This is a genomic window from Pseudomonas sp. Z1-12, from assembly GCF_051132015.1.
GTDB classification, from domain to species: Bacteria; Pseudomonadota; Gammaproteobacteria; order Pseudomonadales; family Pseudomonadaceae; genus Aquipseudomonas; species Aquipseudomonas zanjanensis.
In genome coordinates, this window is sequence record NZ_CP071647.1 from 753,419 (window position 1) to 765,199 (window position 11,781).

The 11,781-nt window shown below is 53.0% G+C and carries 10 protein-coding genes and 2 pseudogenes; 7 read left to right on the top strand and 5 right to left on the bottom strand.

What is annotated here, in order from left to right:
- Nucleotides 1-81 precede the first annotated feature (81 nt).
- The 4 genes from J3P85_RS03240 (at nt 82) to J3P85_RS03255 (ending at nt 5,856) form a co-directional block, all read left to right on the top strand.
- Nucleotides 82-1,869 carry a thiamine pyrophosphate-binding protein gene (locus tag J3P85_RS03240; protein WP_434704892.1) on the top strand — a complete coding sequence of 596 codons (1,788 nt, stop codon included), beginning with the start codon at nt 82-84 and terminating at the stop codon, nt 1,867-1,869.
- A 389-nt stretch (nt 1,870-2,258) separates the two neighbouring features.
- Nucleotides 2,259-2,954, top strand: coding sequence for an AzlC family ABC transporter permease (locus tag J3P85_RS03245; protein WP_434706317.1), 696 nt, complete (start codon nt 2,259-2,261; stop codon nt 2,952-2,954).
- Nucleotides 2,955-2,971: 17 nt separating this feature from the next.
- Nucleotides 2,972-3,265 (top strand): AzlD domain-containing protein, encoded by a 294-nt coding sequence (locus tag J3P85_RS03250; RefSeq protein ID WP_434704893.1) that lies wholly within the window; start codon nt 2,972-2,974, stop codon nt 3,263-3,265.
- A gap of 944 nt (nt 3,266-4,209) precedes the next feature.
- On the top strand, nt 4,210-5,856 hold the full coding sequence (locus J3P85_RS03255) for a sensor domain-containing diguanylate cyclase (RefSeq protein WP_434704894.1): 1,647 nt from the start codon (nt 4,210-4,212) through the stop codon (nt 5,854-5,856).
- Nucleotides 5,857-6,278: 422 nt separating this feature from the next.
- Here J3P85_RS03255 and J3P85_RS03260 read toward each other — a convergent pair.
- The 3 genes and pseudogenes from J3P85_RS03260 to J3P85_RS03270 all read right to left on the bottom strand — a co-directional run.
- Nucleotides 6,279-6,556, bottom strand: a pseudogene (locus J3P85_RS03260) (glutathione-dependent disulfide-bond oxidoreductase); the annotation flags it as partial.
- Between the two features lie 212 nt (nt 6,557-6,768).
- Nucleotides 6,769-7,527, bottom strand: a pseudogene (locus J3P85_RS03265) (class I SAM-dependent methyltransferase); the annotation flags it as partial.
- A gap of 148 nt (nt 7,528-7,675) precedes the next feature.
- The gene (locus tag J3P85_RS03270) at nt 7,676-7,996 is read right to left on the bottom strand and encodes a helix-turn-helix domain-containing protein (RefSeq protein ID WP_434704895.1); all 321 of its coding nucleotides are present in this window, start codon (nt 7,994-7,996) and stop codon (nt 7,676-7,678) included.
- An 89-nt stretch (nt 7,997-8,085) separates the two neighbouring features.
- Between J3P85_RS03270 and J3P85_RS03275 the strand changes: the two genes are divergently transcribed.
- Genes J3P85_RS03275 through J3P85_RS03285 form a run of 3 tightly spaced genes read left to right on the top strand, consistent with a single transcriptional unit; the run spans nt 8,086 to nt 9,588 of the window.
- A complete protein-coding gene (locus J3P85_RS03275) occupies nt 8,086-8,499 on the top strand; it encodes a hypothetical protein (protein ID WP_434704896.1) in 414 nt (137 codons plus the stop codon).
- A complete protein-coding gene (locus tag J3P85_RS03280) occupies nt 8,492-9,088 on the top strand; it encodes an MbcA/ParS/Xre antitoxin family protein (protein ID WP_434704897.1) in 597 nt (198 codons plus the stop codon). Before J3P85_RS03275 ends, J3P85_RS03280 begins: the two co-directional genes overlap by 8 nt.
- The gene (locus tag J3P85_RS03285; protein WP_434704898.1) at nt 9,085-9,588 is read left to right on the top strand and encodes a hypothetical protein; all 504 of its coding nucleotides are present in this window, start codon (nt 9,085-9,087) and stop codon (nt 9,586-9,588) included. The genes J3P85_RS03280 and J3P85_RS03285 overlap by 4 nt, the downstream gene beginning before the upstream one ends.
- 417 nt (nt 9,589-10,005) lie before the next feature.
- On the opposite strand, the gene J3P85_RS03290 is transcribed toward J3P85_RS03285, so the two are convergent.
- Nucleotides 10,006-10,608: a hypothetical protein gene (locus J3P85_RS03290; protein ID WP_434704899.1), complete on the bottom strand. Its 603-nt coding sequence runs from the start codon at nt 10,606-10,608 to the stop codon at nt 10,006-10,008.
- A 142-nt stretch (nt 10,609-10,750) separates the two neighbouring features.
- Nucleotides 10,751-11,629 carry a hypothetical protein gene (locus J3P85_RS03295; RefSeq protein WP_434706318.1) on the bottom strand — a complete coding sequence of 293 codons (879 nt, stop codon included), beginning with the start codon at nt 11,627-11,629 and terminating at the stop codon, nt 10,751-10,753.
- Nucleotides 11,630-11,781 lie beyond the last annotated feature (152 nt).

Sequence of the window (11,781 nt, forward strand, 5' to 3'; positions counted from 1 at the left end):
CAGGCGGGGCAGGGACGCTACCGCTAAGTCTCTTCACCGGCGCTAAGGTGCCCACCCAATTTATAAAAAAAGAGGTTTGACGTGAAAAAACTCACTGGCAGCCAGATCGTGGCGCAAACGTTAAAAAACTACGGGGTCGAGTACGTCGCCGGGATTCCAGGCCATGGCATCTGGACGCTCACCGACGCCTTCCTCGAAGAAGATTCGAAGATCAAGTTCATTCAGGTCTTTCATGAGCAAAGCGCCGTTCACCTGGCGGATGGTTACTACCGGGTCGCCGGTAAACCGATGGCCGCTGTCACCTCCATCGGCGCCGGTGCCACCAACACCATCATCGGCTTGGCCACCGCGTTCACCGATTCCACCAGCCTGATGCTGATCACCGGCGGGCCGCCCACGCACATGCGCGGTCATGGTTTGCTGCAAGAGCTGGAACGCTACACCGACAACGACTTCCCGAAAATCGCCGAAGCCGTGACCAAGCGGCACTGGGTCGTCACCCGCGTCGAAGAGCTGCCGTTCATGATGCACCGCGCTTGGAGCGCCATGGTCACTGGCCGCCCAGGCCCGGTGCACATCGAAATACCGATGGACGTGCAAGCCGAAGCGGCCGAGGTGACCTTGCACGCGCTGGAAGAACGCACGCCAATCGGTAAATCGTTCCCGGATCCGGCGGCCACCGCTCAGGCTGTAGAAGAACTCAAGGCCTGCCAGCGTCCGGTGCTGGTCATCGGCGGCGGCGTGATCACCGGCGAGGCGCATGCCGAGATCCTGGCCTTGGCCGAAGCTCTGAAAATTCCGGTGGTGACCACCTGGAACGGCAAGAGTGGCTTCCCCGAAGACCACGATCTGTTCGCCGGCAGCGTCGGTCAGACCGGCACCCTGTGCGGTAACAAGGTCGCGTCGACAGCCGATGTGATCGTCGCTGTGGGTTGCCGCTTCACCGACTGGTCGTCGTCGAGTTATGCCAAGGGCGTAACCTTCGCCATTCCGCCGTCGAAACTGATTCACATCGATATCGATCCGCACGAAATCGGCAAGAACTACCCGGTAACGGTGGGCATCTGCGCCGACGCCAAATACGCGCTGGCGGCCATCGTCGAAGGCCTCAAGGGCTTCAGCGCCGAGCGCGAGCAGTACATGAGCGACCTGGCCGGTTATAAGGACGAGTGGGAGACCAAACTGGCCGGGCGTCGCGACTCCGACCGCTTCCCGTTCACCTCGCAACGCCCGCTCGGCGCACTGCGCAAGATCTTTCCGCGTGACACCATCGTTGTGGTGGGGTCGGGCAACACCCAGGGTGCGGTCAAGCAGACTTTCCCGGTCTACACCCCACGCACTCACCTGACCTCCGGCGGTTTCTCGTCGATGGGCTGGGCAGTGCCGGCGGCCATCGGTGCCAAACTGGCGGCGCCGAATCAGCCGGTGGTGTGCATTCTCGGCGATGGCGACTTCCTGATGACCTCGCAGGAAATTGCCATCTGCGTGACCAACAACATCCCCGTGATCTTCATGATCCAGAACAACGCGGGCTACATGTCGATTCGCGGTGGCCAGCGCAAGCAAACCAGCCGTCACATCGGTACCGAGTTCAACCACCCGGACGGCACGCCGTATAGCCCGGATTTCAAAGCGGTGGGTGAAGCATTCGGTTTGAAATCCTACCGGGTGGAGCGTCCGGAAGACCTGGAGCCGACCTTGCAAGAAGCGCTGGATCTGAACGTGCCGGTGCTGATCGAAATCCCGACCGACCGCGATGCCGCAGGACCTTGGGTGCCGGGTTGGTGGGACTTCCCGATTCCGGAATACATCACGGACGAGCGGCAGGAAGAGTATCGAGTGTTCCGGCAATCGGAGCAGCATTTGTAATCGCTTTTAGCAGCTCTGGAGAAGCGACGTCATTTGGCGATCGCTTTGTCCAATCTGGAATGCTGAAGCTGTATTGGTAGAAGACGTTCACGGAGGAATGTCTTCTTCGATCATTAATTGCGTTGCAACAAATCACTATCAGACTTTTTCAACACATCTCGGTTCTAAACCGTAGATGTAGCTAGTAGCCTCCTATCATGAGGTTTAAGGTCGTAGTCGGTGTAGAGAGTTCAGCAGGGCCTATATCGCATTCTTTAGGACATTGGCCGTACGGCTCGTGTTAAACTTTCACATGTTTTACTCTCGGTTAATTTATTCGAGCGTTGGGCCATACCTAGTCGTAAACCTCCTTCAGAGGAGGTCAGAATTAAAAGAGTGCCAAGGTGCAGATAATTTCTAATCAATCGGTCAACTCGTACCGTCAGGGTGCTTTGGCCGTACTGCCACTTTCGCTAGCCTGTGCGCCATGGGGATTACTGGCGGGATCGCTAGCGATTGATGCCGGACTTACTCCGGCACAGGGGCAAGGGTTGTCTGCTTTTGTGTTCGCGGGTGCGGCGCAGCTCGTTGCCATAGGCATGTTGAAAAGCGGCGCGAGTATCGTGTCGATTCTCCTGACGGCGTTCTTACTCACATCGCAGCATTTACTATACGGGCTACATATGCGAGCGCATATCAGCCCCATGAATATGCGCTGGCGAGCAGGAATGGGCTTTCTCCTCACGGATGAGCTGTTCGCTCTCACCAGCCATCATGACCCGCGAAGCTTCGACCGGTGGTACGCACTCGGGGTTGGCCTGACGTTCTATATTCTCTGGAATGTTTTCACCTGCGCTGGAATCATTCTGGGCAGCAGCATCCCTGGACTAGCTAATCTGGGTCTGGATTTTTCGATTGCAGCCACCTTCATTGCTTTGATCATCCCAAACGTCCGGAACCTACCTACGGTAATTTGTGTAGTCGTGTCACTTTTTACATCGGTACTACTCAGTTATTTACAGGTAGAGGCGGCGCTTATTTTGTCCGGACTCGCTGGTATGACTGCGGGATTTGTCTGCAAAAGATACGGGGATATCTGCAAGTGAAGGTCTGGTTAGTCATCATGTTCATGAGCGTCATCCTGTTCATGAATCGCTACGTTTTTTTGGAACCGCGCCTGCCGTTGAGGCTGGGTCGGAACCTGCGGGATTTCCTTGGGTTTGCAGTGCCTGGACTACTGACTGCCATATGCGCGCCCATTATATTCTTGCCTGAACATCAGCTGGATTTTTCCCTCAAAAACCCATACGTAGTAGCAGGATTGTTCGCCGTCTCAATTATGCTATGGAAGAAGAGCGTACTGTTAACGCTGGTCACCAGCATGGCGTTCTTTTATTTTTTAAGATGGCTGTTGTGACACTGTTGTCGCGGGATTGATAGTTGTAGAACAGGCGGGTTCCCCGCGAGAGCGGGTAGCTGTTTACAATCTCGTACGCAGTAAAAGTTCGGATTGCGGCGGATTTCAGGTTTTTCCATTGGCACGGATTTTCCATTTCGTATTTAGGTGTGATAAAGCCGGAGCCAAGTGAAGGCGTGGCTTTCTATCTCGTACACCGTAAGAGCGTCCGGCCAATACACCTTCTGAGTCCAGTGTTAAAGGCAATGTTGTTCGCGTTAAGCGGGCATGACGGTCTTGACGTTGGGATTTCTACGCACCAAAAAGCTCTAACGGTAAACTGTTTATAGCCCGAGTCGTTCAGGCTCTGCAACTAAGTGCGTCCAGTCTAGCGCTGCCATTACGCACCGCGTAGACTCCGCAAGTAGCTGCCGGCTAACCGAGATCAGCCAACAGCTACGCAGCCCGCATAGTTCCTGAGTGGCCTCGCCTAAGGTTTTGACGAGGCCTTGGCACTAATTAAGCTACACCTCAATGAGGCAGTCAATCACGCTGGAATGGCTTATTTCTGTTAGCCCGCAAGCCTACTAATTCTGCATCGGCGCTATGTCGCCCGCCTCCGAACGGACGTCCATTGCCGGTACCGAGACTGTGCTGGCCCGTGGGATCTGTGGTATTCGGTGCAGGGAAGCGTAGTCGCATCGTGCATATTCGGTGATTGGCTTTTTGGTCATAATCCAGTACTCCAAGGATCGAGTGTCATACTTATCAGCGCAAGGCTAAAGCCTAGGCGATACATGGCGATACAGCTTGCTTACCTCTTTATGGAATGCGATAAATCGTTTGTCAGCTCTGGCTTCTGATGTCGTTCCGTTAGCTGACAACCTTGGTATTTACGAGTGTAATCTTCAATGCCTAGACGTAAAGCAAGCCTTCTTTTTGCTACGGTTGCCGCGACTCTAGTCATGGCCGTTACTGCTGCCGTTGGTCCCATCACGTTATTTTGGACGAATGAGACGCGCCTGGAGCGAAACGTTGTCGAGGCCCAGATAGATCGTATCCGCAACGTTCAGGGCTTGTTGGTTGACGCTGAGACTGGTGAACGTGGTTACGCCTTGACCGAAAAAGACGCCTTTCTACAGCCTTACTATATCGCCGTATCCCAATTGCCTTCGGCACTAAAAAGCCTGCGCGCATCCTATCAAAATGATCCAGCCGAAGAGGTTGGGCGGGTCGAGGAATTCGCCCGGCACTCTGAACTGAGAATGGTGCACTTGGATCAGGTGATAAAACTTGTGAGTCTTCATGGGAATGATGCGGCAGAGGCGGAGATTGCCGCAGGCGGTGGCAAAGACCTGATGGACACCGTGCGCACACTCGGCGCAGAACTGATTGCTGACGAAACGGAAGAACTCGCGGCGCTGGAGCGCGAACTCTTGAACAACATTCGCTGGGCCGTCGCGATTTCTATTGTCAGTTTTATCGTTACCCTGGGTTTAGGTCGTTTTATTTACCTATCCATGCGCCGTAGCGTTCGTCGACAGGCTGAGTCCGCCGCAACCGCGATCCTGGCCAGCGATCAATTGAGCCAGAGTCTGGAGCGTTTGAAGCGCCGAAATGGGGAGATCGCCCTTCTCGCTGAGCTGGCGAGGTTGGTACAGACAGAGTTGTCTCAGAAGGAAACACTCCAACTAGCCAGTACTTACTGCCAACGATTGATACCAGCCAGTGAAGGGGAATTTTTTCTCTATCGCAACTCGGCTGATGTCCTCCAACAAGCTGCGTCGTGGGGACAGGCTCAGGAGGAAGGCAGTGATGTCATACTCAACCCCAAAGATTGCTGGGCGATCAGGCAAGGGCGATGGCATTTGACTGAGCATCACCACGATCTTTGCTGCCCTCATTACCCACCGACGTCGGGCCCCGACCGAGTGACCGATTGCTGTCTCCCATTAATGGCTTATGGCGAGATCCTGGGGCTATTACATATCCGCCAAGTTGGGTTGCAGGATCTTTCGGAGGAGGGGCTCCAGATTGCTGAAGCCGTAGCGGAGCAAACGGCTCTGGCTTTGGCGAACGGCAGAATGCGTCAAGTATTGGAAACACAGTCCATAAAGGATCCTCTCACCGGACTGTATAACCGGCGCTTCATGGATGAGACGCTCAACCGCGAGCTAGCGCGTTCTGAGCGCAACGGGTCTTGCCTCAGTGTCGTCATGATGGACCTTGATAATTTCAAGCAACTGAATGACTCTTATGGCCACGCAGCAGGTGACGCTGTGCTTCGTGCAGTCTCCGCCTTGATTGTGCAATCAATGAGATCTTCCGATATTGCGTGTCGATTTGGCGGAGAAGAGCTGATTATTATCCTGCCAGAGTGCACATTGAAAGACGCTGCGTCACGAGCTGAAGCCATACGAACATCATTGGAAGAAATGAGCCTTACGGACCACGGTCAGACCTTCACAGTCACAGCTTCTTTTGGAGTTTCTTCCACAGAAACTAGCAAGGCGGATCAAGCCTCTCTTTTGAAAGCGGCTGACTCGGCGCTTTACGCGGCCAAGCGTTTAGGAAAAAACAGAGTCGCATCTTGGCCTGTGCTGAAAAATTGAACTTAACCAAATTCCAACAGCGCGCTGCGGCTATAGCCACCAAAGATGCTTGCCAAACTACACGCAACGAAAGCAGCGGAAAGCAGGAGCGTGATAGCACGTCACAGAGTTGCCCCACAATTTCGTGTGCAATGATCGCTGCCGTTTGAAACTAGACGCCAATCCTTCGTCCGGTCTGGTGGTTGCCACGTCGACTCAATCGGTTGCGGCAGAGGCGTCTGGAACTCGCAAATTGGTGGCCTGCCAGAGACGAAGAGGAGAAGACGGCTCGTTTATTTGCAATGAGGTATCAGCAGCTGATGGTTAAAAAAAATGGAGTGATCTTGGTCGAGGTTCCCCGGCATGATCAACCGGCATGACTCATGCGTTTGACTAAAGACCAATCATGGTTCAATTACGACGTGGTATACCCTCGACTTCCTAGGAAACAAAGCGCCAAACCTTTCTGCGAGGTAGAGCAGGATCGAGTCGGACTCAAAGATGCAAATCGGCAGTTTTAGGCTTCGATCGAGGAGGGCTGTGATGTTTGAGTTCGGTCTTATCTCGACAAAGCCAGTTTAGAACTGATCACATTCTCCGATGCGAATCAACTAGGCTTCGTATTCAGCATCGGTTCGCCCTGTGCCAGCAAACCCTCCAGGACTATGGCCCCTTTCACGCCATTAGGCGTGGCCAGTGAATAAGACTGCACGGGATGCTTGAACAGATATGTGTAGGAACAGAACCACCGTACTGGTCATCGCGCTAGTGCTCCCGGTGGAGAGGAGCTACTAAGGCAGGTAGCTGAGGCTACCTGCAATTCATCGCTGTTGAAACCCGCTTCAATCGCCCGGCGTGCTGACTGTTGGTTACCTTCAACCACCTCAGCAATTCAGCGATGGCATGGCGACTTTTACGTGGAAACGGCCTGATTCAATCCAGACGGCTACATGAATAAGCGTGATTCTGATAAGGGAACTCAATCGTCTTACGCCCGCGCAGAGCTGAATGGGTCTGAATCAAAGACAACAGTTGGTCAGCCACCAATTCTTTCTCTGCTGGTGGTAGAGCCGCGATGAAGCTCACTGACAGGAAGCGATCCAAGATGACAGACTGGGCGCTGCCTGAATGGATGTAATCAAAGCAAGTCAATTCGGGCTCTGAGAAGTAGCCGGTCTTGAAGGGTAGCCGCTAGTCTCCGGTATAAAAGCGTGGAGTATGGCCTTCGTAGGGAGTGATGATTTGGGTGATGGCGGCTACCCAGTCCACTGACTCATCCCGCACATTCCAGATTAATCCGAGCCGGCCATTCGGCTTGAGCACTCGATGAATCTCAGAGAGAGCTGTTTCATTCGCGAACCAGTGGAAGGCCTGGCCGCATATCAGCGCCTGCGCCGCTCCAGCCCCGACGGGAATGGATTCGGCTGTTCCCTCCAGAATCTGAGCGTTCGGTAGACCCTTGGCAAATCCGATTCGCATAGCCTTGACCGGCTCTACGGCAATGACATCAATTTCCATTGAATCCAGCAGTCGAGTGAGCTTGCCGGTACCGGCACCTAAATCAATCACAGTCGATCCAGGGCTGATGTCCAAGGCATCTCTAAACCATGTACATATTTCGCTTGGATAGTCCGAGCGCCCCTGTGTATAGGTACTGGCTTCTGTAGAAAAGCCTACCTGAGCAGCATTATGAAATCATCGTCGTTTCAGTGGCCCTTTATGTGAACGAGCGAAACACGTTAAGGCGTGATCGACCATCAACCACATAGTCGTCAGTGTCTGCGATCACACTGCGTATCTTTATCACCTAACACGTGCTTGACGGACGTTTATGCATGGCTTAAGGCTCATCGCGATCCTGTTTTTTTGGCGCGCCGGCAATCATTTCTTTCCTGACCTCGCTCATTGCTATTCCTACCAGGATCTCGATGTCTTTGGATGGATCACGGTATAGATAGCACTGGAGCACTAGCGCCAATGGCGAGATGCCAATCACCTCGGCAAGCTTATCGATTACGTCCAAGCTGGGCGAACGAAGGCCGCGCTCAAGCAGACTGATGTGTTCCCTGCTCACGTTCGGTGGAAAGTCCACCTGGGCGAGATTGGCCTTGAGCCGCATATCCCTTAAGGCCTGTCCGAACGCTTCATTAAGCTCCCTCATGCGCTACTCCTAAAAAGGAGTATATGGCCACATTGAGAAAATGTTAGCAGCGTACTATAGTACGTATTGCAATATTTTGGAGACATAATATGTTCGAAACTCACGAGCAAGCACGTGTGGAAAATCATTTCTTCGTGCTTGAGGAAGGCGTACGCCGCTGGAAGTACATTTCGCAAAAGTCGAATGACGAGTGGTTTTTTGTCACATATGAAGTGGCAGGCGAGGAGGGTTCCTCGCAGCAGCAGTTCATGATTTCGAAAGTACAATTCCTCTTGGATTTGGCCTCAAGGGACACGTCTGGACAGTTCATTCGTGAGGTTCAGCTCGTATCCCCGCCTTGGCTGAATCAAAAAGGCAATTGGTTGATGGAGCCAATACGGGAGATCCAAGAGGCGGACGAACGGACCTGCTACGAGCTGATGGACGGACAGGTTTATCCATCAAAATTGCTAGGTCGGCCCCGAGTTTCGTTGTGGTCAAAGCGGGCAATGGGCAATGAATAATTTAATCGAAAGGATTCTTGCAGCTCAGTACCGCTCTCTGCTTTTTCCGAAAGACATCTGCGGAGATGCAATCTTCGGTTTTGAATGCAATGACGGTTGGGGTGATCTGATCCAAGCAACTTTGTGGCTTGTTCAGCGACGTGCCCCGTTGAGCGCGCTCGACGTGGAGGTCACGCAGGTGAAAGAAAAGTTCGGTCAGCTCAGGATCTACCATCGCGGCGGTGACGAGAGCATCGGTGCCGCTTTCGAGATCGCGGAGGTGGTATCAGGTAGTGTTTGTGAGATGTGCGGGATGCCAGGTGGGGTTATAAGTGTTGATGGTTGGCTTCAGGCTCGCTGTAGCCAACATTCAGCGGCGGGAAAAATAGCTAGGGTTAAAAACGTTAAGAATAACGACAATTACATCGCAAGCTATGTAGAAGCCGTAGACGCGATTTTGTCGTTTTTCGGAGAAGGTGCAGTGCTTTGGGTACAGCAAGAACGCACCGCTTTTGCTGGTCGGCGACCGTGCGAGTTGCTGGCAACGGAGGAGGGGTGCCGGGCGATTTACCTGATGCTCAAACGGCTTGAATATGGGGTTGGCGTTTGACTTCGCAACTGGTTCGCGCGACTTTTGTGGTGATGGCTACCCACCCAAACCTAGAGAATCGTTTGCGCGGTGAATTGAAATGGGAATTCAATCAAGGGCTGGTGGATTTACGTCACGTTAGGAGCCTCGTATCGTCGCCTCGATTGATATCGTTATGCGTCCGTGCGTTCAGCCATCCCGCGCTAGGCGAAGCTGGCGACACGTTTCTGGATTCGCGGACGCTGTTGGCGGACTATCTTCAAAAAACCATGGCCATATCGCTCACGAATTATCTGCTTTTAGAGGGCGCGGTAGAGGTTGTCGATGAATATAGTCCCAACGACCCGTCGGTGATGAAACTGCAAATCTGGCCATACGAGCCAGGAGATCTGAATGAGTTTGCTATGACGGTTGCGGTGGCGTTGAGTTACACGCCTGCGGAGCTGATGGCTGAGTCGAGGATTTCGCTCGCAATAAATGAATTGGTCGGCAAATGGGGTTTCTTTACCGATGGGTTCTGAGGCCGAATCTCCCAGCTAAAATCGCCTTACATCAGGGCCGATCGCGCATCGGACAGGTTCGGCGAATCAGATGCCGAGGGCTCCTCGGGGCTGGCAATCCTACCAAACTAGAATTCCTTTCCCTCCGGCGCCATTTTTTCCCAGGCTTCGTCTCGACTGTTCTCAGGTGTTTCTGCTAACAGGCTCTCCAGGGAAAGCTTCGTAGGCTTCAATGGCGCTACAGGACGGACCTGGCTCGATGAGCCCGTGGACGGCTTGGCTACCGGGACTTCAGGAGGGATCTGTGATGTTCTTTGGGTCATGTGTTTGCTCCAGCGTCTCATACGAGTTTAGTGTCCAGCTTGGGGAGCAGGGCCTCAAGGGGATGAATGGCAGAAGCCGTTCAGCCACTTTGCCTTCGGCCAGAGGGGCGAACGCCTACGATGCCGCTGGGACATCCAGATATTCAGGCGGTACCAGAGCACCCGCGCAGATAAACCTCATTTTCATCTGGAGACGGCTCCAAACCTCGCTTTCCCAAGGCGACTCTTTGAGCAAATCACAATACTCGCGGAGTGATATTTCGAGCGCAGCGAGGAATCGTGTGGCATCAACGACCAGGTTTTCGGCATCAAACAGTTGAGAAGTATCTCTTCGTATTCTCCACCCACCGGTTGTTTCGCCTTGGTGCATGACTCCGCAACGAACGTGCTTGTAGAAGAGTCTGCCGTGTTCTCGCAGGGATGAAAAATGATCAACACGGTCGAAGAAGCGGCTGAAAGCAACTCCGCTGAGACCCGACTTTGCGGAGCCAGTCCAGAAAGCCTCTAGCGTTTCGATCATCAGGCACGCACATGCCATCATGGCAAAGCCATGCTTATGCTCCTTAGACTCGAAGGGCCTGAGATAGCGCTCCTGAAATCGCTGGTACACGAAATCAGCAATGCTTTCCTTGTCCTTTGCCCGTTTGAACGCTCGGTAGTCGGCGACGGTGACTGTGCTCGAAAGCGAAACATCTTGGGGGGCGCGCTTAACCATCATGAGTAGATCCGAGGAGAATTTGTGGTTTTAGAATTTACGTCGGCCAGGAGCCCTGAAGCTGAAGACTTACAGGGCGATGTTTTGAAGGCCTGAGTCGTGTGGTCGACGCGGGGCTTTGCTTCTCATTACCCACTGGTTTAAATCAGATCTGACTCAGCACACGGGCTCGGGCTTTCGTCCATAGAGTGGGAATAGGAACGAATAATAGTGATACTGCTTTCAAAAATAGTGGCAACTTCTTCCCGAACGGAGTGATCGGCTCGCTCGCAATGTGCATCGTGAATAGATAGCGATACACTCGACGTCTACTCAGAGGTAATAGTCCAGCTTGCTCCAAAATAGAAGGTCCAATTTGACCTACCATCCCAGTAACCATAATCCATAGAAGTATTAGTTCGGCGAGCAAAACGGTCGAAATTAGAATATTGGCCACGATGGTTTTCCAGTCTTGCAGCGCCTCGAAAAATGAGTCTATGTTGCTTCCGAGTGTCACTACAGTGGCAAAAATTGCGGCAATAGCAGTCAACAACCCTATGAATCTCGCGGGGTCGGGAAGTCTTAGGAATGCAGCGAAGCGCGGCCCCATCGTGTCGTCGCTAGCCAAGTTCCGGATTTCCTCGCGCTCCTCCCACAGGAGTCTAATCTCCCGTGCTTTGTCTAAGAGCTTTTCTGGCGTGCATTCATAGCGAGCGCACAGCCACTGTTGCTTTAAGTGCAAGCGTTCGGTAAGCGAGGTTGTAGGGCCTGCTCCGAGGCGCGTTGCGCGCACCTGTGATGATACTTCCCCCATGTGAATCGCGCATATCATCGTGATTATCAATATCGGGAGTAGAGTAGGGATGAAATCAGTAAGCATTACATTAGGAACAGTTACCAAGGCCCATAGAAGAGCTATCAAGACCGTTCCCGTCCAAATCAAACAAACCTTTGCATCTCGCCTCTGCCAAGCAGCTCTGAGCGGAACACGCTCGAATAGCTGAAAATGTTCTTCTATATCGGCTTGAAGCTGCTTAATGTTCATGATGCCTGCTTTGAGTCTTAGAGTAGACGTCAATACACCTTCATCATCACGTGTCATCTAAGTAAACACCTCGTTGCGGTCGATGGCTAACAACGCGCCGGGGCGTTATCGGCCGCATTACCGAAATCGTCCCAGGGTTCGATAAAAACCTA

Excerpts from the sequence above, each read along its gene's own strand:
- J3P85_RS03250 (WP_434704893.1), top strand. The coding sequence starts at position 2,972 with ATGTTCATGAGCGTCATCCTGTTCATGAATCGCTACGTTTTTTTGGAA.
- J3P85_RS03255 (WP_434704894.1), top strand. The coding sequence starts at position 4,210 with ATGGCCGTTACTGCTGCCGTTGGTCCCATCACGTTATTTTGGACGAAT.
- J3P85_RS03270 (WP_434704895.1), bottom strand. The coding sequence starts at position 7,996 with ATGAGGGAGCTTAATGAAGCGTTCGGACAGGCCTTAAGGGATATGCGG.
- J3P85_RS03275 (WP_434704896.1), top strand. The coding sequence starts at position 8,086 with ATGTTCGAAACTCACGAGCAAGCACGTGTGGAAAATCATTTCTTCGTG.
- J3P85_RS03280 (WP_434704897.1), top strand. The coding sequence starts at position 8,492 with ATGAATAATTTAATCGAAAGGATTCTTGCAGCTCAGTACCGCTCTCTG.
- J3P85_RS03290 (WP_434704899.1), bottom strand. The coding sequence starts at position 10,608 with ATGATGGTTAAGCGCGCCCCCCAAGATGTTTCGCTTTCGAGCACAGTC.
- J3P85_RS03295 (WP_434706318.1), bottom strand. The coding sequence starts at position 11,629 with ATGAACATTAAGCAGCTTCAAGCCGATATAGAAGAACATTTTCAGCTA.